Source organism: Pseudomonas sp. AK181 (genome assembly GCF_051122975.1).
Classification (GTDB): Bacteria; Pseudomonadota; Gammaproteobacteria; order Pseudomonadales; family Pseudomonadaceae; genus Aquipseudomonas; species Aquipseudomonas lactis.
In genome coordinates, this window is sequence record NZ_CP146348.1 from 4,865,834 (window position 1) to 4,887,522 (window position 21,689).

The 21,689-nt window shown below is 60.4% G+C and carries 21 protein-coding genes; 9 read left to right on the top strand and 12 right to left on the bottom strand.

Translation table 11 applies throughout. The features are described from left to right. Positions 1-85 precede the first annotated feature (85 nt). From V8689_RS22300 to V8689_RS22340, 9 genes are all read right to left on the bottom strand, one after another. Positions 86-1,432, bottom strand: a complete 1,347-nt coding sequence (locus tag V8689_RS22300) for a carbohydrate porin (RefSeq protein WP_056791476.1) — start codon at positions 1,430-1,432, stop codon at positions 86-88. Positions 1,433-1,529: 97 nt separating this feature from the next. Then, positions 1,530-2,690 carry an ABC transporter ATP-binding protein gene (locus V8689_RS22305; protein ID WP_034134354.1) on the bottom strand — a complete coding sequence of 387 codons (1,161 nt, stop codon included), beginning with the start codon at positions 2,688-2,690 and terminating at the stop codon, positions 1,530-1,532. Positions 2,691-2,692: 2 nt separating this feature from the next. Then, on the bottom strand, positions 2,693-3,538 hold the full coding sequence (locus V8689_RS22310; protein ID WP_003193763.1) for a carbohydrate ABC transporter permease: 846 nt from the start codon (positions 3,536-3,538) through the stop codon (positions 2,693-2,695). Continuing rightward, complete coding sequence (locus tag V8689_RS22315) at positions 3,531-4,439, bottom strand: carbohydrate ABC transporter permease (protein WP_003193765.1); 909 nt, start codon at positions 4,437-4,439, stop codon at positions 3,531-3,533. Before V8689_RS22315 ends, V8689_RS22310 begins: the two co-directional genes overlap by 8 nt. Before the next feature lie 157 nt (positions 4,440-4,596). Beyond that, on the bottom strand, positions 4,597-5,883 hold the full coding sequence (locus V8689_RS22320) for an ABC transporter substrate-binding protein (RefSeq protein WP_003193767.1): 1,287 nt from the start codon (positions 5,881-5,883) through the stop codon (positions 4,597-4,599). A gap of 104 nt (positions 5,884-5,987) precedes the next feature. Continuing rightward, positions 5,988-7,247 (bottom strand): AGE family epimerase/isomerase, encoded by a 1,260-nt coding sequence (locus tag V8689_RS22325; RefSeq protein WP_056791472.1) that lies wholly within the window; start codon positions 7,245-7,247, stop codon positions 5,988-5,990. Positions 7,248-7,509: 262 nt separating this feature from the next. Continuing rightward, a complete protein-coding gene (locus tag V8689_RS22330; RefSeq protein ID WP_056791468.1) occupies positions 7,510-8,334 on the bottom strand; it encodes a hypothetical protein in 825 nt (274 codons plus the stop codon). A 127-nt stretch (positions 8,335-8,461) separates the two neighbouring features. Beyond that, positions 8,462-9,460, bottom strand: coding sequence for an NAD-dependent epimerase/dehydratase family protein (locus V8689_RS22335; protein WP_056791465.1), 999 nt, complete (start codon positions 9,458-9,460; stop codon positions 8,462-8,464). 51 nt (positions 9,461-9,511) lie between these two features. Continuing rightward, positions 9,512-10,405 carry a LysR family transcriptional regulator ArgP gene (locus V8689_RS22340; protein WP_003193773.1) on the bottom strand — a complete coding sequence of 298 codons (894 nt, stop codon included), beginning with the start codon at positions 10,403-10,405 and terminating at the stop codon, positions 9,512-9,514. Positions 10,406-10,505: 100 nt separating this feature from the next. On the opposite strand from V8689_RS22340, the gene V8689_RS22345 reads away from it, so the two are divergent. The 6 genes from V8689_RS22345 (at position 10,506) to V8689_RS22370 (ending at position 17,743) form a co-directional block, all read left to right on the top strand. Further along, positions 10,506-11,105 carry a LysE/ArgO family amino acid transporter gene (locus V8689_RS22345; RefSeq protein ID WP_032895568.1) on the top strand — a complete coding sequence of 200 codons (600 nt, stop codon included), beginning with the start codon at positions 10,506-10,508 and terminating at the stop codon, positions 11,103-11,105. A gap of 178 nt (positions 11,106-11,283) precedes the next feature. Next, complete coding sequence (locus V8689_RS22350; RefSeq protein WP_003175739.1) at positions 11,284-11,880, top strand: superoxide dismutase; 597 nt, start codon at positions 11,284-11,286, stop codon at positions 11,878-11,880. 150 nt (positions 11,881-12,030) lie between these two features. Then, entirely contained in the window at positions 12,031-12,240 is a 210-nt protein-coding gene (locus V8689_RS22355) for a hypothetical protein (RefSeq protein ID WP_150072859.1), read from the top strand. A 229-nt stretch (positions 12,241-12,469) separates the two neighbouring features. Continuing rightward, positions 12,470-14,521, top strand: a complete 2,052-nt coding sequence (locus V8689_RS22360) for a putative bifunctional diguanylate cyclase/phosphodiesterase (RefSeq protein WP_056791459.1) — start codon at positions 12,470-12,472, stop codon at positions 14,519-14,521. Between the two features lie 126 nt (positions 14,522-14,647). Further along, on the top strand, positions 14,648-15,985 hold the full coding sequence (locus V8689_RS22365; RefSeq protein WP_032895564.1) for an imelysin family protein: 1,338 nt from the start codon (positions 14,648-14,650) through the stop codon (positions 15,983-15,985). Positions 15,986-16,288: 303 nt separating this feature from the next. Next, entirely contained in the window at positions 16,289-17,743 is a 1,455-nt protein-coding gene (locus tag V8689_RS22370) for a TrkH family potassium uptake protein (protein ID WP_434520631.1), read from the top strand. Here V8689_RS22370 and V8689_RS22375 read toward each other — a convergent pair. Beyond that, positions 17,700-18,758, bottom strand: coding sequence for an AraC family transcriptional regulator (locus tag V8689_RS22375; RefSeq protein WP_003193782.1), 1,059 nt, complete (start codon positions 18,756-18,758; stop codon positions 17,700-17,702). The two genes, V8689_RS22370 and V8689_RS22375, sit on opposite strands and share 44 nt — an antisense overlap. A 160-nt stretch (positions 18,759-18,918) precedes the next feature. Here V8689_RS22375 and V8689_RS22380 point away from each other — a divergent pair, with 160 nt between their 5' ends. Continuing rightward, a complete protein-coding gene (locus tag V8689_RS22380; RefSeq protein ID WP_056791649.1) occupies positions 18,919-19,230 on the top strand; it encodes a DUF962 domain-containing protein in 312 nt (103 codons plus the stop codon). Positions 19,231-19,240: 10 nt separating this feature from the next. On the opposite strand, the gene V8689_RS22385 is transcribed toward V8689_RS22380, so the two are convergent. Then, entirely contained in the window at positions 19,241-19,579 is a 339-nt protein-coding gene (locus V8689_RS22385) for a hypothetical protein (protein WP_056791456.1), read from the bottom strand. Positions 19,580-19,593: 14 nt separating this feature from the next. On the opposite strand from V8689_RS22385, the gene V8689_RS22390 reads away from it, so the two are divergent. Then, a complete protein-coding gene (locus tag V8689_RS22390) occupies positions 19,594-19,776 on the top strand; it encodes a hypothetical protein (RefSeq protein ID WP_054918213.1) in 183 nt (60 codons plus the stop codon). 103 nt (positions 19,777-19,879) lie between these two features. Next, positions 19,880-21,076, top strand: coding sequence for an MFS transporter (locus V8689_RS22395; protein ID WP_047711654.1), 1,197 nt, complete (start codon positions 19,880-19,882; stop codon positions 21,074-21,076). Here V8689_RS22395 and arfB read toward each other — a convergent pair. Further along, on the bottom strand, positions 21,073-21,486 hold the full coding sequence (arfB, locus tag V8689_RS22400) for an alternative ribosome rescue aminoacyl-tRNA hydrolase ArfB (RefSeq protein WP_032895560.1): 414 nt from the start codon (positions 21,484-21,486) through the stop codon (positions 21,073-21,075). The genes V8689_RS22395 and arfB overlap by 4 nt on opposite strands. Between the last annotated feature and the right edge of the window lie 203 nt (positions 21,487-21,689).

Consider the following 21,689-nt stretch of genomic DNA (forward strand, 5'->3'; position numbering starts at 1 on the left):
GAATATCACAGTGCCACGCAAAAAAAAGCGGATAGCCATGGCTACCCGCAAATGCGCACAGAGAGAGGAGCTTATCGCAACAGCGTTAGAACGTAGACTGAATTTTCAGGCCCGCTACCAGCGCGTTGTCGACTTTATCCACGCCGCCAGGCTGGACAACGTACTGCAGGTTCGGACGCACGGTCAGCCAGTTGGTGACGTGGAAACCGTAGTTGAGTTCGACGTTGTACTCAGTCTCACGAATCGGCGTGTACCGCGGATTGTCGTAGTCGCTCACGCCCCTGGCGTCGTTGAGTAGCTCAGAGTTCTTCTTCACATCATTGTTGACATGCAGGCGAGCGACGCCAATGCCGACGTCATCTTTTGGACGCGCGTCGAATGGGCCTTTGTACACCAGCATCAACGACTGGTAGTTGTCGACCAGGTTGGTTTCCTTGTCATGGAACGTCGCGTTGGCAGCGATGTTCAGACCGCGGGAAGCGTCGCCGTTATGGGTGGTGAGTTGCTGTTGCGCAACGAACCAGTAGCCTTTCTTGCTGCTGCGGGTACGGAAGTCGGCGCCGCTGAGGACCGCATCGTTGCCGTTGACGTCTTCACGTACATCCGGAGCATCGGCCGCACTTTTATAGAAGCCCACACGGTATTCGCCCGGCAGGTTATTAACCTTCGGCGACCAGACCAGCTCCACCGGGATCACGGTGCCCTTGGTACCGCTGCCGCTGAGTTTGAAGCCGTTGCCATGCTCCAGCTGCGACGGGTTCTGGTTGTAGGCACCGATTTGCGCATACAGCTCAGGCGTGATGTTGTACTTCACGCGGATAGCGGCCTGGGCGACCGGCCAGTTGTACCAGGTATTGACGTAGTTACCGACCTGGGAGCCGCAGAACGACAGGTTCTGGAAGTCGCAAGGGAAGGTGTTGAAGTCTTCGCCTTCACCGAAGTAACCGAGCTTCACGTCCAACTTGTTGTCGAACATCTGGTGCTGAATCCAGAACTGGGTCAGACGCACCATGTGGCCACGGCCATACACTTCTTGCGAGGAACTCAAGGTGCTGGCACGCGGGTCGCCAATGCGGTCATTGGAGATGTTCTGGCCATTACGGTTGGTCAACTGGATCTTGGCCTGGGTGTTATCCCAGCCCCACAGTTTTTGCAGGTCCAGCGCCACGCCCAGACCGAACTGGTCGGAGTAACGACCGGTCTTGTCGTCGTTGTAGCCGCCGTGGGCGTTGTAGCCCATCTCGCCCACGTAGTCGGCCTTGATATCGATACCTTGCTCGATCAGCTTGGTACGCTCGCCGCCCCAATCGCCGGTCATCCACTTGGAATCGGCGCTGAATGCATCGGCCGCCATCGCATTGGCGGACAATACAAGGGCTGCTGCCGCTGACAGTTGGCAGATCAGCCGGGTGTTGTTGTGTTGCTTTTTCATCCCTACATCCTCGTCTTTATTGTTATTAAACTGTTTTTATCTAACGCGGGTTACATTTTTTATTTAAAACAACAGGTTAAGCATTAATCACAATGCTTCAACGGCCTTTGAACTGGGTCACATTGTCGGCATGCCCCTGTGCCGGCAATGAAGCCGCCGTGCCCAACCGCTCACCGGTCTTGGCGTCAAACAGCAATACCTTGGCCGGGTCGAACTGCAAGGTCAGGGTCTCGCCCACTTGCGGTGCCACGTCCGGCGCCAAACGGCAGCAGACCTTGGTGTCATTGAGCTGCACAAACACCAGGGTGTCCGGGCCGGTTGGCTCGGTTACCTGCACTTCGGCACGAATGCTCGACGAGCCATTACCCTCGCCCGCGGCCAGCACGATCTGCTCCGGGCGCAGGCCCAGGATCACATCGCGGTCTTCCAACCCGGCGTCACTCATGCCCAACGGCAACTCGCAACGGGCCTGGCCGCTGTCGAGCACCGCCACCAGATCACCGTTCTGGCGTTTTAGGCGCATGGGAACGAAGTTCATCGGTGGTGAACCGATAAAGCTTGCCACAAACAGGTTGGCAGGGTCGTTGTAAATTTCCTTCGGCGTGCCGAATTGCTGGATGATCCCGTCCTTCATCACCGCCACTTTGTCGCCCAGGGTCATCGCTTCGATCTGGTCGTGAGTCACGTAGACGGTGGTGGTTTTCAGACGCTGGTGCATCAGCTTCATTTCGGTACGCATCTCGACGCGCAGCTTGGCGTCGAGGTTGGACAGCGGTTCGTCGAACAGGTAGATCTTCGGCCGGCGCGCCAAGGCACGGCCCATGGCCACGCGCTGTTGCTGGCCGCCGGACAACTGGCCCGGCTTGCGGTTGAGCAGGTGTTCGATCTGCAGCAACTTGGCCACGCGCGCCACTTCGGCGTCGATGTCGGCTTGGGGCATCTTGCGGATCTTGAGGCCGAACTCGATGTTCTCGCGCACGCTCATGGTCGGGTACAACGCGTAGGACTGGAACACCATGGCGATGTCACGGTCCTTGGGGCTCATGCCACTCACGTCTTGATCACCGATCATGATCGCGCCGCCGGTGATGGTCTCAAGGCCAGCGATGCAGTTCATCAGCGTGGATTTACCACAACCCGACGGGCCAACCAGAATGAGGAACTCGCCTTCCTTGATCGACAGTTCGATGTTCTTCAAGGTGTCGGGCAGGCCGGCGCCATAGGTCTTGTTTACATTGCGAAGTTCAAGCGTAGCCATGATTACCCCTTGACCGCGCCGGCCGTGAGGCCGCGCACGAAATACTTGCCTGCGATCACATAGACCAGCAGGGTCGGCAGCCCGGCGATCATCGCCGCCGCCATATCCACGTTATATTCCTTGGCCCCGGTGCTGGTGTTGACCAGGTTGTTCAGCGCCACCGTGATGGGCTGGGAGTCGCCGCTGGAGAACACCACACCGAACAGGAAGTCGTTCCAGATCTGGGTGAACTGCCAGATCAGGCAGACCATGATGATCGGCGTCGACATCGGCAGGATGATCCGACGGAAGATGGTGAAGAACCCCGCTCCGTCCAGGCGTGCGGCCTTGATCAACGCATCCGGGATGCTCACGTAGTAGTTACGGAAGAACAGCGTGGTGAACGCCAGGCCGTAGACCACATGGATGAACACCAGGCCGGTGGTGGTGCTGGCCAGGCCCATCTTGCCGAGGGTGAACGACGCGGGCAGCAGCACGGTCTGGAACGGCAAAAAGCAACCGAACAGCAGCAAACCGAAGAACAACTGCGAACCGCGAAAGCGCCAGAACGACAACACGTAGCCGTTCAAGGCGCCGATGGCGGTAGAGATCAGCACAGCAGGAACGGTGATCTTGATCGAGTTCCAGAAGTAGCCATCCACAGTGGCCCAGGCCTTGACCCAGCCGATGCCGCTGACCACGGTGGGCCAGCTCAGCAGGTTACCGGTGCTGATGTCTTCCGGGGTCTTGAAGCTGGTGAGCAACATCACCACCAGCGGCACCAGGTACAGCAGCACCGCCAGGATCAGCACCGCGTAGATCGCGATGCGGCTCAGGCTGATGGCAGGTTTGGCGGCGAGACTAGTCATTGCGCTTGGTCCTCAGCTCGGAATACAGGTACGGCACGATGATCGCGAGGATCGCACCGAGCATCAGGATTGCACTGGCCGAGCCCATGCCCATCTGGCCGCGACTGAAGGTGAACGAGTACATGAACATCGCCGGCAGGTCGGACGAGTAGCCCGGGCCGCCTGCGGTCATTGCCGCCACCAGGTCGAAGCTCTTGATCGCAATGTGCGCCAGGATCATCACCGCACTGAAGAACACCGGACGCAGGCTGGGCAGCACCACGCTCCAGTAGATACGCGGCAGGCTCGCGCCATCGATCTGCGCAGCACGAATGATCGACTGATCAACGCCGCGCAGGCCAGCGAGGAACATCGCCATGATAAAGCCGGAGGCTTGCCACACAGCGGCAATCACCAGGCAATAGACCACGCGGTCCGGGTCGATCAGCCAGTCGAGACGGAAGCCTTCCCAGCCCCAGTCCCGCAGGAGTTTGTCCAGGCCCATGCCCGGGTTGAGCAGCCATTTCCAGGCGGTACCGGTGACGATCATGGAGAGCGCCATCGGGTACAGGTAAATGGTGCGGATAAAGCCTTCGCGGCGGATTTTCTGGTCGAGGAAAATCGCCAGCAGCACACCGATCACCAGGGTGATGCCGATGAACATGCCGCCGAAAACGGCCAGGTTCTTGCTCGCCACCCACCAGCGGTCGTTATCGAACAGCCGCTGATACTGCGCCAGGCCCGCCCATTTGTAGCTGGGCAGGAACGTCGAGGTGGTGAACGACAGCACGAACGTCCACAGGATGTAGCCATAAAAGCCCACCAGCACGATGAACATGCTCGGCGCCAGCACCAGTTTAGGAAGCCAGCGCTGCAGCACATCGAATGGCGAGGCCTTGCTGAACACAGCAACAGAACTCATGGGAAAATCCAGTACAGGGAAAAAGGACTAGCAGCTGAACCGAACCCTGTAGGAGCGAGCTTGCTCGCGAAGGACTTCAACGATAACGCGTGCATACAGGATGAACGCGGTGACCTTGAGTTTTTCGCGAGCAAGCTCGCTCCTACAGATGGCTGTGTTACTTGGCCGACTTGATCGCCGCGCCAAGCTTCTTGGCCGTGTCGGCCGGGTCGGCTTTCGGGTCGTTGATGAAGTTGGTCACGACATCAAAGAACGCACCCTGCACTGCCAGGGTCGTGGCCATGTTGTGGGCCATGCTTGGCTGCAGGCCACCGGTCTTGGCGTCGGCCAAAAAGTCCTTGGCGGCGGTCTGGGCGCAGGAGTCAAAGCCGTAGGACTCCATCTTGGTCAGCATGTCGTTACGCACAGGGATAGAACCCTTGTTGATGCTGAACACCTTCTGGAAGTTTTCACCCAGCACGACTTTGGCGATGTCCTGCTGGCCCGCGGCAGTGCCTTTGTCTTTCTGCTTGAACACCGCCAGGGAGTCGATGTTGTAGGTGAAGGCTTTGTCGGTGCCCGGGAACGCTACGCACTCATAATCCTTGCCGGCGACTTTCTTGGCTGCGGTCCATTCGGACTTGGCCCAGTCACCCATGATCTGCATGCCGGCCTTGCCGTTGATGACCTTGCCAGCTTCCAGGTTCCAGTCCTGGCCCTTGCCGTCGACGTCCATGTAGGTCGCGACTTTCTTCAGCTCGGTGAGGGCCTTGACCATTTCCGGGCCGGTCAATGCGCCGTTATCCAGGTCGACCAGGGCTTTCTTGTAGCCATCGGCGCCCATGACCGAAAGCACCACCGCTTCGAATACGGTGCTGTCCTGCCAAGGCTGGCCGCCGTGGGCGAGCGCAATGAAGCCTGCGGCCTTGAGCTTGTCGCCCGCTGCGTAGAATTCTTCGAGGGTGGTTGGGTTCTTGGTGATGCCGGCTTTCTTGAAGACTTCCGGGTTGATCCACAGCCAGTTCACGCGGTGGATGTTCACCGGCACGGCGACGTAGTCACCGTCGTATTTCACGGTGTCGGAGACTTTCTTGTCGAGCAGCGAGTCCCACTTTTCTTCTTTGGCGACGTCTTTGAGCACGTCGGTGTCGAGCAGGCCAGTCGACGCCCATTCCTGGATGTCGGGGCCTTTGATCTGGGCAACGCCTGGCGGGTTGCCAGCGACCGCGCGGCTTTTGAGCACGGTCATGGCAGTGGCGCCACCGCCGCCTGCTACAGCACCGTCTTTCCAGGTGAAGCCGTCTTTCTCAACTTGGGCCTTCAGGACATCCACAGCCGCTTTTTCACCGCCGGAGGTCCACCAATGCACCACTTCCACCGTACCTTTAGAGTCGGCGGCAAATGCACTGAGGGGGAACAACGAGGCAATGGAAATAGCGACGGCGAGGCGATTAATCGCGTTCATCTGAGTACCTTTTCTTGTTGTTATGCATGCAAGTCTAGAGCTTGCGCTGCACGGAGTTTAAACATGGATTTTCAGGGCGCAGGTAACAAAGGGACGCACAAATGTCACCACTTGGTGACATAGCATCCGCTGCCCAATGCGCTGGCCAAACTGGGTGCCAAGGGCAGTGCAGGCAGCACAACCGCTTGCCAGGCATGGTACAGGTCCGGTTTGCCGCCCCAGATTTTACTGCTGGGTTGGTTGTGCGGGCTGAGTTCGTGGTGCCAACTGCCCTGGAGCCGGTCGATGAAGTGGGTTTCGCAAAATTCCCAGAAGCGTCGGTACCAGGTTTCGTAATGCAACTCGCCGGTACGTTTGAGCAGCGCCTGAGCGGCGGCGCTGGCTTCGGCATGGGTCCAGTGCAGACGCTCGCGTACCACCGGGCGCTGGTTCCAATCCAAAGTGTAGACAAGGCCCGGCGCACCATCCACCGCCCAGGCGTACTCGCAGGCACTGGCGAACAGGCCTTTGGCGTCGCTCACCAGCCAGTCTGGCGTGGCCAGCTTGGCCTTGAGGCGCGCAGCTTCCAGGTGCAGCAGCAACCGCGCCCATTCAAAACCATGGCCGGGTGTAATGCCGTAAGGGCGAAAGCCATCGGCGGGGTTGTCTTGGTTGTAACCGAGCAAGGGCTTCCACTGCGCGTCGAAATGCTCGATCACCATGAACTGGTTGTCGGCGGCATGGGTGTGGATCACTCGCTCGACAATGCGTAGCGCGCGGTCCAGCCAGCGTGTATCGCCGCTGACATCGGCCAGCGCCAGGAAGGCTTCGGTGGCGTGCATGTTGCTGTTGGCGCCACGATAGGCTTCGACGCCGCTCCAGTCCCGGGCAAAAGATTCGAGCATGACGCCCTCCTCTTCGCTCCAGAAGAACTGGTCGATGATATGGATGGCGTCGTTCATTAATGTGTGCGCACCCGGCGCGCCGGCCACTACGGCAGAGCTGGCGGCAAGGGCCACGAAGGCATGCAGGTAGGCGGCCTTGCCGGTGTTGCCATCAACCGCATGGGGCGCGGCGAACCAGCCACCGTGCTCACTGTCGCGCAGCGGGCCGCTGAGCGCCGCCACACCGTGCGCCACCAACTCGGCATAACCCGGCAACCCCATGGCATGGGCCATGGCAAAGCTGTGGGTCATGCGCGCGGTGTTCATGGTCTCGGCGCGGGCGTTGGCCGGAAATTGGCCTTTATCGTCGAGGTTGCCGAAACCGTCCGGCAGGCGCGATGCCTTGGCGAACGCCAGCAGGCGCTGGCCTTCTGCAGCGAGCCAAGCGTGATGGGCAGGTGCATTCAGCCAACTGCTGGCAGGCAGTGGATGGGTGGTCATGGGTGGCCCTTATTGTTTTTTTGGGATGACCGGAGTCTAAACAAGGGCGTGGGATGGGCAAGTAACGAAAGGGATGGTAAATGTCACCAAATGGTGACAATCACCACCCTAATCCTAATGTAGGAGCGAGCTTGCTCGCGAAAAGCCAACAAGCGCCGCGCTTATCCAGGAAACCCGCGTGATCGTTAACGTTTTTCGCGAGCAAGCTCGCTCCTACAGAGAACGCCACGCGGAGCGTGGGAGCGAGCCTGTCCGGCCTACATCATTGGCCCAGCGGTGTAATCGCCGCCGGCGCATTAAGGCGCTGATTCAAGTTCTGCACCTGGCTTTGCAAGGTGGTGATATTGCGCGTGGTCTGGATGCGGAACACGTCGAATTCCTTGTTGGTCGGTGCGTCGACGTTGGCCGGTTGGTTTTCCTGGGCGCTCTTGAGCACCAGCAGGTCCTGCTCGAGACGGGCGATGGCCGCGCTGGGGTTGCCTTGTTTTTTCAAGGCAGCCACATCGGTGGCCAGGCCCTTGACCTCGGCCTGCGCTGCCGTGAGGCTGGCGACCGCATCAGTGAGGGCCTGCACCTGGCCTTGCAGCTTGGTATTGGCCGCTGTCAGTTCGGTGGTGCTGGCACTCATCTGGGCCAGGCGGCTGTCCAGTTCGGTGGCCTGCCCCGCGACACCCAACTGTTGCTTGCCCTGCTCCTGCAACTGGGCTTCCAGCTGCTTGATCTGCAGTTTCAAGGCTTCGCTGCCGTTGTTCACATTGGCTTCGCTGGCCACAACCTTGCCGGAGATCGCCTGCAGGCGCCCCGCCGCTTCTTCGCTGATGCGGGCAAAACTCTCCTGAGTGGCGACCAACTGCTGGCCCATCAGGGAGATCTGCTGAAAGCTCCACCAGGCCAGGCCCGCGAAGGCGATCAACAGCGCGCCAACCAATGCCCACAACGGGCCGGTGCTGGCGCTCTTGACCTTGACCACGGGCGTCGTTCGCGAACGCACCGACGTCGCGGGGGTCGGCACGAAATCATCGTCATCCCCAAGATCGGCCCGCAGGCTGGGAACGTTGTCGAAGTCGTCTTTAGCATCGTTACGCATGAATCTACCCTGAATCAATGAGATGGCTGGCTGCAAGGCCGAGCGGCAGGAGTATAAACCGCACTCCCGGCGCATGGATCGACTCGGAACCTGGAATTGGGTTCCCGAAGTGTTGCTGCGTATGAGCTTATTGGCGGCCCGGGTCCAGGGCTTTCCACCAGCTGCAGAACTCGTCGAGCGCGGCCCACAGGCTGACCTTGGGCTCGTAGTCGAGATAATGCCTGGCGCGGCTGATGTCGAGGGTGAAATCTTTGTTCATTACCTGCATGCCCAGGCGCGATAACCCCGGTTCCGGCCGCCCCGGCCACATCGCGCAGAAGGCTTCATTCAAGGCTGCCACGCTGTAAGACACACCGTAGGAGCGGTAACGGGTCACCTGGGGCAACTCCATTTGCCGCATTACATAGTTCACCACATCCCAGATCGGCACCGGTGCGCCGTTGCTGATGTTATAGGCTTTGCCCAGGGCCGAGCCGGTGGCGAGCAAACTGCTGAGCAGCGCCTCGTTAAGGTTATGCACGCTGGTGAAGTCGACTTTGTTCAAGCCGTCGCCGACGATCGCCAGGCGGTTCTTGCGCTGCATTTTCAGCAGGCGCGGGAAGATGCTCATATCGCCGGCCCCGGTGACAAAGCGCGGGCGCAGGGCTATCACTTCCAGGCCGAACTCCTGGGCGCCGAACACCTTCTGCTCGGCCAGGTACTTAGTGGCGGCATAGGGATGCTTGAAACGCTTGGGCACTTGTTCTTCGGTGAGCCCCAGATGGTCGCGACCGTCAAAGTAGATCGACGGCGACGACAGGTGCACCAGGCGCCCGACGCGCTGTTTCAGGCAGGCTTCGACGACGTTTTCGGTAACCAGCACATTGTTCTGGTGGAAGTCCTGGTACTTGCCCCACAGCCCGACGGCGCCGGCGCAATGCACCACGGCTTCGACATCGCGGCACAGGTCGCGCACCAGGTCGGCGTCATTCAAGTCACCCTGGATAAACTCGGCACCACGCCGTACCAGGTGCTCCACACCCTCGGCGCGCCGCCCGTTGACCCGCACGTCCAGGCCCTGCTCAAGGGCGAAGCGCGCAAAGCGCCCGCCAATGAAGCCGCTTGCGCCGGTGACCAGAATTTTCATGTAGTACTCCGTGTTCTTTCGTTTTTCATCGCTTTGCCTTGACGCGCGCCATCACTCCAACGGCACCAACCAATGGCCACACACATCGGCCAGATGGTCGGTCAATAAGCCCAACAGTTGCCCGCCACTGCGCCAATGATGCCAGTACAGCGGCACATCGATGGGCTTATCTGGCAATAACTCGACCAATACGCCGGTTTCCAACTGGTCGCGCACCTGTAATTCAGGCACCAGGCCCCAACCCAGACCGGCTTCCGTCAGGCGGATAAAGCCTTCGGATGACGGGCATAGATGGTGTTCGAAACCACCGTCTACCCCCAAGGACGCTAGGTAGCGGTGCTGCAGGAAATCATCCGGGCCGAACACCAGCGCAGGCGTGCGCGCCAATTGGTCGGCCCGCACGCCCCCAGGAAAATGCCGCGCCAGAAAGGCCGGGCTGGCCAGCGCCCGATAGCGCATGGCGCCCAGCAACAGGCTGCGGGCACCGGCCACGGGGCGCTCGCTGGCACAAATGCAGGCCGCCACTTCACCGGCGCGCATGCGTTTGAGGCCCACGGTCTGGTCTTCGACCACCAGGTCCAGCAGCAAATGCTGTTCGGCGCAGAAGTCGCTGACCGCCTCGGCCCACCAGGTGGCGAGGCTGTCGGCATTCAGGGCAATGCGCAGACGCTCGGGCATACCCTCCTCGTCCAGGGCCGGCACCTGGCTTTGCAGGTCACGCTCCAACAAACGCACCTGCTGCACATGGTTGAGCAGGCGCCGGCCGATATCGGTGGGCGTCGGCGGCGAGGCGCGGATCAACACCGGCTGGCCGATGCGCGCCTCCAATAGCTTGATGCGTTGGGAGATGGCGGACTGCGACAGCCCCAACACCTGGGCACCGCGTTCGAAGCCGGCTTGTTCCACCACCGCCGCCAGGGCGGAAAGCAATTTATAGTCGAACATCAGTTTCTCTAATGAGCGATCAGCAATATTGGTTTTTCTTATACAGCGCCGACCCGCACCATAGCCAGCATCGTTTGAGCATCAACAAGGATCTCCCTCTATGTGGCAAAGCTATATGAACGGTTTGCTGGTGGCCCTCGGGTTGATCATGGCAATCGGCAGCCAAAATGCATTCGTACTCGCGCAGAGCCTGCGCCGCGAACATCACTTACCCGTGGCGGCGCTGTGTGTGATCTGCGACGCCCTGTTAGTGGCCGCCGGGGTATTCGGGCTGGCCACCGTGCTGGCGCAAAGCCCGATACTGCTGGCGGTGGCACGCTGGGGCGGCGCAGCGTTTTTGCTCTGGTACGGCGCATGCGCGTTGCGCAGGGCCTGCTCGAAACAGAGCCTGGACCAAAGCGACAGCCTCAAGACGCGCTCATTGCGCGCCGTATTGCTGAGCGCCCTGGCGGTGACCTTGCTCAACCCCCACGTCTACCTGGACACCGTCCTGCTGATCGGCTCCCTGGGCGCGCAACAAACCGAACCGGGTGCCTACGTAGCCGGTGCGGCCAGTGCTTCATTCCTGTGGTTCGCCACCCTGGCGCTGGGCGCGGCATGGCTGGCACCCTGGCTGGCACGCCCGGCCACCTGGCGCCTGCTGGACCTGCTGGTGGCCGCGATGATGTTCTCGGTGGCCTATCAACTGATCAGCGCGTGAGCAATATTCCAAAACGCGCTGGAACCTCTATCCCACACAGTTGTTGCGTGGTTATGCCGCACCCCCGGTGCTATGATCGGACCCCTGCGCCGCAAAGAGTACAAACTCCCCGGCGCATGTTTGGCCGCCCGTGATCGGCCTTGCGCTCACCGCAACTGACCTGATTAGGAGAATCATCATGGCTTTCGAATTGCCGCCGCTGCCCTACGCACACGATGCCCTGCAGCCGCACATCTCCAAGGAAACCTTGGAATACCACCACGACAAGCACCACAACACCTATGTCGTGAACCTGAACAACCTGGTGCCTGGCACCGAGTTCGAAGGCAAGACCCTGGAAGAGATCGTCAAGTCTTCCTCGGGCGGCATCTTCAACAACGCCGCTCAGGTCTGGAACCACACTTTCTATTGGAACTGCCTGGCGCCAAACGCCGGCGGCCAACCCACCGGCGCGCTGGCTGAAGCCATCAACGCTGCGTTCGGTTCGTTCGACAAGTTCAAAGAAGAGTTCACCAAGACTTCGGTCGGCACCTTCGGTTCCGGCTGGGGCTGGTTGGTGAAAAAGGCTGACGGTTCCCTGGCCCTGGCCAGCACCATCGGCGCCGGCAACCCGCTGACCAACGGCGACACCCCGCTGCTGACCTGCGATGTCTGGGAACACGCCTACTACATCGACTACCGCAACGTGCGTCCAAAGTATGTGGAAGCGTTCTGGAACCTGGTCAACTGGAAGTTCGTGGCTGAGCAGTTCGAAGGCAAGACCTTCACTGCCTAAGCAACGCTTGCAGTAGAAAGAGCCCGGCAATCGCCGGGCTTTTTTATGCGCGCCAGGCAGACAGCCCAGAGATACCGGAACTCAACCGTAACAATTGACCACACAAACGTCAGGAGGAATAACCCTCCTGAATCAATGTGGAGCATGACGATGGATCCTATTTCGATGGCAGCAGGGGTTGCAGGTGCAATCCCAATGGTAGCGGGCGTTGTTGATAAAGGGCTGGACCTGGCAAACGGCGTAGTGGGCGCGGGAAATAAAATCCTGGACATGGCAAACAAAGTCCTGGACATAGCCAGTGAAGGCTCCAAGATCGGTGGGGAACAGCAACAGCCCCAGGGCAAGATCGATTATTCTTAAATCGTCGCCTACTCGAAGGCGGATCGCCCCCGCCTTCTCTACTGCCGGGCTTGCAGCCCCTCCCCTTTCCTGTTTATGACAAGCCCGAACCTCAGTGGGCGCGTGCCTGCGTTTATCCGGCCCAAACCGCAATTAAGCCAAGGCCCCAATGTCCCTTTGACTGCCATCACCAGATTGCCAATACTCATGGCATATTGACGGCCACCCGCATGAGACAAGGAATGCCCCTTTGAAGCTGGAACTCAAGAACAGCTTGTCGGTGAAGTTGCTACGGGTTGTGCTGCTGTCGGCCTTGATCGTGGGTGTGGTGCTGAGCGCAGCACAGATCGTTTTTGATGCCTACAAGACGCGCCAGGCCGTGGCGGGCGATGCCCAGCGCATCCTCGACATGTTTCGCGACCCCTCGACCCAGGCCGTGTACAGCCTGGATCGCGAGATGGGCATGCAGGTGATCGAAGGTCTGTTCCAGGACGACGCTGTGCGCATGGCCTCTATCGGCCACCCCAACGAGACCATGCTGGCGGAAAAAAGCCGCCCTTTACAGCAGTCCCCCAGCCGCTGGCTGACCGACCTGATTCTGGGCCAGGAACGCTCCTTTACCACTGCGTTGGTGGGCAAGGGCCCCTACAGCGAATATTACGGCGACCTGAGTATCACCCTCGACACCGCCACCTATGGCCGAAGTTTCCTGGTCAGCTCGGTCATCATCTTTATCTCGGGCGTATTGCGCGCCTTGGCCATGGGGCTGGTGCTGTACCTGGTGTATCACTGGATGCTGACCAAACCGTTGTCGCGGATGATCGAACACCTGACCTCGATCAACCCGGACCGCCCCAGCGAGCACAAGATCCCTCAGCTCAAGGGCCACGAACGCAACGAACTGGGGCAGTGGATAAACACCGCCAACCAATTGCTCGAATCCATCGAGCGCAATACCCACCTGCGCCACGAGGCCGAATCGAGCCTATTGCGCATGGCCCAATACGACTTCCTGACCGGCCTGCCGAACCGCCAGAAGTTGCAGGCGCAACTGGACAAGATCCTCACGGACGCTGGCCGCCGGCAGCGCCGTGTCGCGGTGTTGTGCGTGGGCCTGGATGACTTCAAGAGCGTCAACGAGCAGTTCACCTACCAGGCCGGCGACAAACTGCTGCTGGCCCTGGCCGACCGCCTGCGCGCCCACAGCGGCCGCCTGGGTACGCTCGCCCGCCTGGGCGGCGACCAGTTCGCCCTGGTGCAAGCCGATATCGATCAGCCCTACGAAGCCGCCGAACTGGCGCAAAGCATCCTCGATGACCTGGAGGCTGAATTTGCGCTCGACCATGACCTGATCCGCCTGCGCGCCACCATCGGCATCACGCTGTTCCCGGAGGATGGCGACAGCACCGAAAAGTTGCTGCAAAAAGCCGAGCAGACCATGACCCTGGCCAAGAGCCGCTCGCGCAACCGTTACCAGTTTTATATCGCCAGCGTCGACAGCGAAATGCGCCGGCGCCGTGAATTGGAGAAAGACCTGCGCGATGCGCTGAGCCGTGAGCAGTTGCACCTGGTGTACCAACCGCAAATCAGCTACCGCGACCATCAGGTGGTGGGCGTGGAAGCCTTGCTACGCTGGCAGCACCCGGAACACGGGCTGGTACCGCCCGACTTGTTTATCCCGCTGGCGGAACAGAACGGCACCATCATTCCCATTGGCGAATGGGTGTTGGACCAGGCGTGCCGGCAATTGCGCGAATGGCATGACCAGGGCTTCACGGCGCTGCGCATGGCCGTCAACCTGTCCACCGTGCAACTGCACCACACCGAGTTGCCACGGGTGGTCAACAACCTGATGCAGATCTATCGCCTGCCGCCGCGCAGCCTGGAGCTGGAAGTGACCGAGACCGGCCTGATGGAAGACATCAGCACCGCCGCCCAGCACCTGTTGAGCCTGCGCCGCTCCGGGGCGCTGATCGCCATTGATGACTTCGGCACTGGCTACTCATCCCTGAGTTACCTCAAGAGCCTGCCCCTGGACAAGATCAAGATCGACAAGAGCTTCGTCCAGGACCTGCAGGACGACGACGATGACGCAACCATCGTGCGCGCCATTATCCAACTGGGCAAAAGCCTGGGCATGCAGGTGATTGCCGAAGGGGTGGAGACTGCCGAACAGGAGGCCTACGTCATCTCCGAGGGGTGCCATGAGGGGCAGGGTTATCACTACAGCAAACCGTTGCAGGCCCGGGAGTTGACGGCTTATTTGAAGCAGGCCGAGCGCAATAACGCCGTGAGTCTTTGAATTTACACTTCGATACTCAATATTTCCCGCGTATAAGCCTTTACACAAAATGCAAATCTTTCGCATTATGTCGCAGCGTTTGCGCTCCCCGCGCGCCCTTTCAACAACCGAAGCAGGATGTTCGCCATGATTCGTATGCCCCTGGCCACCGCCAGTCTGCTGGCAATTGCCATTTCTCTCGCCGGTTGCGGCGAAGGTAAAGACAAGGCCGCCGCGCCCCAGGCACCCGCTGCCGCCAGCACTACCGCACCGGCGGCTGCCCCGGCAGGCCAGGTCGACGAAGCGGCCGCCAAGGCCGTGGTCGCGCACTACGCAGACATGGTGTTTGCGGTGTACAGCGATGCCGAATCCACCGCAAAAACCCTGCAGACCGCAATCGACACCTTCCTCGCCAACCCGAACGACGAAACCCTGAAAGCGGCCCGTACGGCCTGGATCGCCGCACGCGTACCTTACCTGCAGAGCGAAGTATTCCGCTTCGGCAACACCATCATTGACGACTGGGAAGGCCAGGTTAACGCCTGGCCCCTGGACGAAGGCCTGATCGACTACGTCGACAAGTCCTACGAGCACGCGCTGGGCAACCCAGGTGCCAACGCCAACATCATCGCCAATAACGAGATCCAGGTGGGCGAAGACAAGGTCGACGTCAAGGACATCACCCCGGAAAAACTCGCCAGCCTCAATGAGCTGGGCGGTTCCGAAGCGAACGTCGCCACCGGCTACCACGCCATCGAATTCCTGCTGTGGGGCCAGGACCTCAACGGCACCGGCCCAGGCGCGGGCAACCGTCCGGCGTCGGACTACATGACCGGTGACGGTGCAACCGGCGGCCACAACGAGCGTCGTCGCACTTACCTGCGTGCGGTCACCCAACTGCTGGTCAGCGACCTGCAGGAAATGGTCGACAACTGGAAGCCCAACGTCGAAGACAACTACCGCGCCACCCTGGAGTCGGAACCGGGCACCGACGGCCTGCGTAAAATGCTGTTCGGCATGGGCAGCCTGTCTTTGGGCGAGCTCGCCGGGGAGCGCATGAAAGTGTCCCTGGAAGCCAACTCGCCGGAAGACGAGCAAGACTGCTTCAGCGACAACACCCATTACTCGCACTTCTACGACGCCAAGGGCATCCGTAACGTTTACCTGGGCGAATACACCCGCGTTGACGGTACCAAGCTGACCGGCGCCAGCCTGTCGTCCCTGGTGGCCAAGGCCGACCCGGCAGCCGATGCAGCCCTCAAGGCTGACCTGGCGGCCACCGAAGCGAAGATCCAGGTGATGGTTGACCACGCCAACAACGGCGAGCATTACGACCAGTTGATCGCCGCGGACAATGAAAAGGGCAACCAGATCGTGCGTGACTCGATCGCCGCCCTGGTCAAGCAGACCGGTTCGATCGAAGCCGCTGCCGGCAAGCTGGGCATCAGCGACCTGAACCCGGACAGCGCTGATCACGAGTTCTGATCAAACGCAGTTGAAAAAGGCGACCTGCGGGTCGCCTTTTTCATGCGCGCAATAACTGCCGCCGTTATACCTGTGGGAGCTGGCTTGCCTGCGATGGCGGTGATTCAGTCGACTGATCTGTAACTGACACACCGCCATCGCAGGCAAGCCAGCTCCCACATTGGATTGCGGGGCGTCAGGTGAATATCCGCCGGCTGGCAAGCCAGCTCCCACAGAGGTTCTCCATCAACCGGCAGCCCTTGGTTTACAAGACCTGCACCGCAGGTAGAATGGCGCCTCTGCCCAATCACCCGAGCGAACTTCATGGCGTTGCCGACCCTGCGCATCATCGGTTTCATCATCGGCATCTTCCTGATCACCCTTGCGGTCGCCATGGTGATCCCGATGGCGACCCTGGTGATCTTCGAACGCACCAGCGACCTGCCCTCGTTCCTGTGGGCCAGCCTGATCACCTTTATCGCCGGGTTGGCGCTGGTCATCCCAGGTCGCCCCGAGCATGTGCACCTGCGCCCCAGGGACATGTACCTGCTGACGGTCAGCAGCTGGGTGGTGGTGTGCATCTTCGCCGCCCTGCCCTTTTTGTTGACCCAGCACATCAGCTACACCGACTCGTTCTTTGAAAGCATGTCCGGCATCACCGCCACCGGCTCCACCGTGTTGAGCGGCCTGGACAGCATGTCGCCAGGCATTTTGATGTGGCGTTCGCTGCTGCACTGGCTCGGCGGTATCGGCTTTATCGGCATGGCGGTGGCGATCCTGCCGCTGCTGCGCATTGGTGGCATGCGCCTGTTCCAGACCGAATCTTCGGACCGCTCGGAAAAGGTCATGCCTCGCTCGCATATGGTGGCGCGCTTGATCGTGGCGGCGTATGTGGGCATCACCATCTTCGGCAGCCTGGCATTCTGGTGGGCCGGGATGGGCGTGTTCGATGCGATCAACCATGCTATGTCGGCGATCTCCACCGGCGGGTTTTCCACCTCGGACGAGTCCCTGGCCCATTGGAAACAACCAGCGGTGCACTGGGTCGCGGTGGTGGTGATGATCCTCGGCAGCTTGCCGTTCGCCCTGTACGTGGCCACCTTGCGCGGCAACCGTCGGGCGCTGATCAAGGACCAGCAAGTGCAAGGCTTGCTCGGCCTGTTGCTGGTGACCTGGCTGGTACTCGGCACCTGGTACTGGTGGACCACCAACCTGCATTGGCTCGATGCCTTGCGCCATGTGGCGCTGAACGTGACATCGGTGGTGACCACCACCGGCTTCGCACTGGGGGATTACAGCCTGTGGGGCAACTTCTCACTGATGTTGTTCTTCTACCTGGGCTTTATCGGCGGCTGCTCGGGCTCCACCGCAGGCGGTATCAAAATCTTCCGTTTCCAGGTGGCCTATATCCTGCTCAAGGCCAACTTGAATCAGTTGAGCCACCCGCGCGCGGTGATCAAGCAGAAGTACAACGGCCATCGCCTCGATGAAGAAATCGTGCGCTCGATTCTGACTTTTTCGTTTTTCTTCGCCATCACCATCTGCATGATCGCCCTGGCCTTGTCACTGCTGGGCGTGGACTGGATGACCGCATTGACCGGCGCCGCCAGTACCGTATCCGGCGTGGGCCCCGGCCTGGGCGAAACCATCGGCCCGGCCGGCAATTTCGCCACCCTGCCGGATGCCGCCAAGTGGATCCTGTCCCTGGGCATGTTGCTGGGACGCCTGGAGATCATCACCGTGTTTGTGTTGTGCATTCCGGCGTTCTGGCGTCACTGACGGTCGACATTTGCTGCAACCGCGCCCGGTATTCGCCGGGCGTGGCATCGAACCAGCGGCGAAAGGCGCGGAAAAAATTACTCGGGTCGGCAAAGCCCAACAGGTAGGCGATTTCCAGCAGGGTCATGTTGGGTTGTGCCAGGTACTGCTCGGCCAGTTCGCGCCGGGTGTCATCGAGCAAGGCCTGGAAGCTGGTGCCCTCCTCCTGCAGCCGCCGCTGCAAGGTGCGCTGAGACAGATGCAACGTCTGGGCCACCGCTTCGCGCTTGGGTTCGCCCTGGGGCAGCAGGCGGCACAGCACCTGACGCGCCTTGTGGGTCACGCGGCTTTCGGAAAAACGCGCCAGGTATTCACCGGCAAAGCGATCATGCAACAGCGCCATGGCTTCATTGGCTGTGGGCAGCGGCGCCTCCATGTCGGCCTGCTCGAAAATCAGTGCGTCATAAGGTGCATTGAATTGCAAAGGCGCGTGGAAGGCGTGTTGGTAGGGCGCGAGGTCCGCCGGCTGGTCGCCTTGCAGCAGCACTTTGCGCGGTTGCAGAGTGCGCCCGGTAAGCCAGCCGCACAGGGCCAAAGCGCTGGCCAGCGAGGCCTCGGCGCTTTGACGGGTGGGCGGCAGGTGATCGCCATGCACTGTCAGAATCAACGCATAGCCTTCGGGTAAAAGTCGGAAACTCAAGTCAGCGCTTTCGGCGATGATGCGCTGGTAACGCACCAAGCGCATAAAGCCTTCGGCCAGGGTGTTGCTGGACATCAACGCATAACCGGCAACATGAAACGAGGCAGGCCGCACCACCTTGCCCATGTTCAAGCCAATCGCCGGGTTGCCCGACACCTCTACCGCACGCTGCCACAGGCGGGTCATGGCGTCTTGCGGGAAGCGCGCATCGGGGTCAGTGAGGGACGCATAATCCAGGCCCAGCTGCTTGAACAAGGCCCTGCAATCCAGGCCATCCATTTCCAGCGCCTTGACGATGCCCATCGCCCAGCTTGCAGAAGTTGTTCGTTCGCTCATGGCGTCTTCTTATTGAAAGCAGGCTCAAACGGCAGCCAGGAAGCCAAGGATACTAAAGTGGCATCTATTGTCACTGGCTGTTAGCACTGTTCACTCTAGACTCAAATAAGCTCCCCGCCGCGCACCCGTTGGCGGCACAACAACCAGAGGGCCGGTGACCGTGGAAAACATCAAGAAATTCAACAGTTTTGCCGAGTTCTACCCGTACTACCTGGCCGAGCATGGCAACAGCACCTGTCGACGCCTGCACTTTATCGGCACCACCCTGGTGATCGGCATTCTCGCCTATGCCATCGGCAGAGGCTCATTGATCCTGCTGCTGGCCTTGCCGCTCGCGGGCTACAGCTTTGCCTGGATAGGCCACTTCTTCTTCGAAAAGAACCGCCCCGCCACCTTTCAGCACCCGTTTTACAGCTTGCTGGGGGACTTTGTGATGTACCGCGACATGATCCTGGGCAAGGTGCCGTTCTAGGGGTGTGACCTCATGTCACTTGCGCCTGAACCATTAAAAATTGTGCATCTGCGCAGATAAAAGTCTTTTTGTCATTTACGGTGCTGTATCCTGCCAAGGCTTTTTGAGAGCGCGGAATCACCTGCGATTGAAAAAACAGACCTTGCGAGGAGCGACCACGATGCACGAGATACCTAATCTCCCCTTCCCAAGCCTGCACCCAACTGAGCAGCCAACACCGCAGCAGGCCAGCGACAAGCAGCCTGAGGCCAAAGAAGCAAAACCAGTCGAGCGCGAAAGCCGGGACTGAAGCCGTACCAGACCGTGTGGAAAGCGCGCCTTTGAGCGCTTTCCACACTGCCTGAATCATCCGAGACCTTCCTTATGACCACTTCCCCTTCCGACACGCCGGATGCCGCTGTACTCGACGCTGCCTTGCAGATGGTCGAAGTCTGGAACCGTCTCAGTGCCGACAAGCAAGCGGCACTGCTCAAGCGCTTTGGCACTCAGGAAAACGCCCTGGCGGCCCTGGTGACCACCCAATTGCTGGCCCCCGCCCAAGCTTGATCGGCTTTAGATCTGACGTTTTGCATTTTTGCCGCCCTGCCCGGCCTGCGCGCCGGTATCATTAGCAGCCTATCTTTACCTGCTGCGACAGTGGATCTCTCCCATGCCAGATACCCAGCGCCCCATGGCGGTCACGCTGCAAGTTGTTTCCATCGTGCTGTTTACCTTCATCGGCTACCTGAATATCGGCATCCCCCTGGCCGTATTGCCCGGTTATGTACATAGCCAACTGGGCTATGGCGCCGTCATCGCCGGGCTGGTAATCAGCGTGCAATACCTGGCAACCCTGCTGAGCCGCCCCTATGCCGGCAAGATCATCGACAACCTGGGCAGCAAGCGCGCCGTGCTGATCGGCCTGGTGGGCTGCGGTTTGAGCGGCGTGTTCATGTTGCTGGCAGCGTGGTTTTCCAGCCTGCCGGCCTTCAGCCTCGGCTGCCTGCTGATCGGGCGGCTGGTGCTGGGCAGCGCTGAAAGCCTGGTGGGTTCGGGCGCGATTGGCTGGGGCATTGGCCGCGTCGGCGCAGCGAACACGGCCAAGGTCATTTCCTGGAACGGCATCGCCAGCTACGGCGCGCTGGCGGTCGGCGCGCCGTTGGGGGTGCTGCTGGTCAGCCAGTTGGGACTGTGGAGCATGGGCGTCAGCATCATTCTGTTGGCCGTACTGGGTGTGTTGTTGGCCTGGAAAAAACAAGCCGCGCCGATTGTCCCCGGCATCCGTTTGCCGTTCATGAATGTGCTGGGCCGCGTACTCCCCCATGGTTGCGCGCTGGCATTGGGCTCTATCGGCTTTGGCACCATCGCCACCTTTATCACGCTGTATTACAGCACCCAGCACTGGGATAACGCGGTGTGGGCCTTGAGCCTGTTCGGTGCCAGCTTTATCGGCGCGCGCTTGCTGTTTGGTAATTTGATCAACCGCATTGGCGGGTTTCGCGTCGCCATCGCCTGCCTGTCGGTGGAAGTGCTGGGCCTGCTGTTGCTGTGGCTGGCGCCGGATGCCCAGCTGGCGTTAGCGGGTGCGGCGTTGAGCGGTTTCGGCTTTTCCCTGGTGTTCCCAGCGTTGGGGGTAGAGGCGGTCAACCTGGTGCCGGCTTCCAGCCGTGGCTCGGCGGTAGGCGCCTATTCGCTGTTTATCGACTTGTCCCTGGGCATCACCGGGCCACTGGCGGGCGCCGTGGCGGCAGGTTTTGGCTTTGCCTCGATCTTCCTGTTCGCCGCCCTCGCCGCTTTCGCCGGTTTGCTGCTGAGCGTCTACTTGTACCGCCAGGCGCCCAAGGCCCGCGAAACACGCGACGCCTAGAAGTCGACCTTGCCGCGCCCGGCCTTGATGCTGCCACGCTTGGTCTTGGACTCCAGGCGGCGTTTCTTCGAGCCCAGGGTAGGCTTGGTCGGACGGCGCTTTTTCTCGACCTTGGTGGCGCTCTGGATCAACTCCACCAGGCGCTCCAGTGCATCGGCGCGGTTCTGTTCCTGGGTTCGATATTGCTGAGCCTTGAGCACCAGCACGCCTTCGCTGGTGATCCGGCTGTCACGCAGCGCCAGCAGGCGCTCCTTGTAAAACTCCGGCAACGACGACGCCGGGATATCAAACCGCAGGTGCACCGCACTCGACACTTTATTGACGTTCTGCCCACCGGCACCTTGGGCACGAATGGCGGTCAGCTCGATCTCGGCATCGGGCAAATGTACGTTGTTGGAAATCACCAGCATGGAAAGCGCGAGCCTTGTTAGGAGAGTTAGAGATACGCCCCCTCAAGCCGAGCGCGGTCAAACATGTGGGAGCGGGCTTGTGTGGGAGTCGGGCTTGCCCGCGATGCAGGCACCGAGGTGTAACAGGTACTCCGCGGTGATGCTATCGCAGGCAAGCCAGCTCCCACACAAGCCCGCTCCCACATTTAGCGCAGTATATGGCC

Bases quoted from the DNA above. Each gene is read 5' to 3' on its own strand.
- V8689_RS22300 (WP_056791476.1), bottom strand. From the start codon at position 1,432: ATGAAAAAGCAACACAACAACACCCGGCTGATCTGCCAACTGTCAGCG.
- V8689_RS22305 (WP_034134354.1), bottom strand. From the start codon at position 2,690: ATGGCTACGCTTGAACTTCGCAATGTAAACAAGACCTATGGCGCCGGC.
- V8689_RS22310 (WP_003193763.1), bottom strand. From the start codon at position 3,538: ATGACTAGTCTCGCCGCCAAACCTGCCATCAGCCTGAGCCGCATCGCG.
- V8689_RS22315 (WP_003193765.1), bottom strand. From the start codon at position 4,439: ATGAGTTCTGTTGCTGTGTTCAGCAAGGCCTCGCCATTCGATGTGCTG.
- V8689_RS22320 (WP_003193767.1), bottom strand. From the start codon at position 5,883: ATGAACGCGATTAATCGCCTCGCCGTCGCTATTTCCATTGCCTCGTTG.
- V8689_RS22325 (WP_056791472.1), bottom strand. From the start codon at position 7,247: ATGACCACCCATCCACTGCCTGCCAGCAGTTGGCTGAATGCACCTGCC.
- V8689_RS22330 (WP_056791468.1), bottom strand. From the start codon at position 8,334: ATGCGTAACGATGCTAAAGACGACTTCGACAACGTTCCCAGCCTGCGG.
- V8689_RS22335 (WP_056791465.1), bottom strand. From the start codon at position 9,460: ATGAAAATTCTGGTCACCGGCGCAAGCGGCTTCATTGGCGGGCGCTTT.
- V8689_RS22340 (WP_003193773.1), bottom strand. From the start codon at position 10,405: ATGTTCGACTATAAATTGCTTTCCGCCCTGGCGGCGGTGGTGGAACAA.
- V8689_RS22345 (WP_032895568.1), top strand. From the start codon at position 10,506: ATGTGGCAAAGCTATATGAACGGTTTGCTGGTGGCCCTCGGGTTGATC.
- V8689_RS22350 (WP_003175739.1), top strand. From the start codon at position 11,284: ATGGCTTTCGAATTGCCGCCGCTGCCCTACGCACACGATGCCCTGCAG.
- V8689_RS22355 (WP_150072859.1), top strand. From the start codon at position 12,031: ATGGATCCTATTTCGATGGCAGCAGGGGTTGCAGGTGCAATCCCAATG.
- V8689_RS22365 (WP_032895564.1), top strand. From the start codon at position 14,648: ATGATTCGTATGCCCCTGGCCACCGCCAGTCTGCTGGCAATTGCCATT.
- V8689_RS22370 (WP_434520631.1), top strand. From the start codon at position 16,289: ATGGCGTTGCCGACCCTGCGCATCATCGGTTTCATCATCGGCATCTTC.
- V8689_RS22375 (WP_003193782.1), bottom strand. From the start codon at position 18,758: ATGAGCGAACGAACAACTTCTGCAAGCTGGGCGATGGGCATCGTCAAG.
- V8689_RS22385 (WP_056791456.1), bottom strand. From the start codon at position 19,579: ATGATTCAGGCAGTGTGGAAAGCGCTCAAAGGCGCGCTTTCCACACGG.
- V8689_RS22390 (WP_054918213.1), top strand. From the start codon at position 19,594: ATGACCACTTCCCCTTCCGACACGCCGGATGCCGCTGTACTCGACGCT.
- V8689_RS22395 (WP_047711654.1), top strand. From the start codon at position 19,880: ATGCCAGATACCCAGCGCCCCATGGCGGTCACGCTGCAAGTTGTTTCC.
- arfB (WP_032895560.1), bottom strand. From the start codon at position 21,486: ATGCTGGTGATTTCCAACAACGTACATTTGCCCGATGCCGAGATCGAG.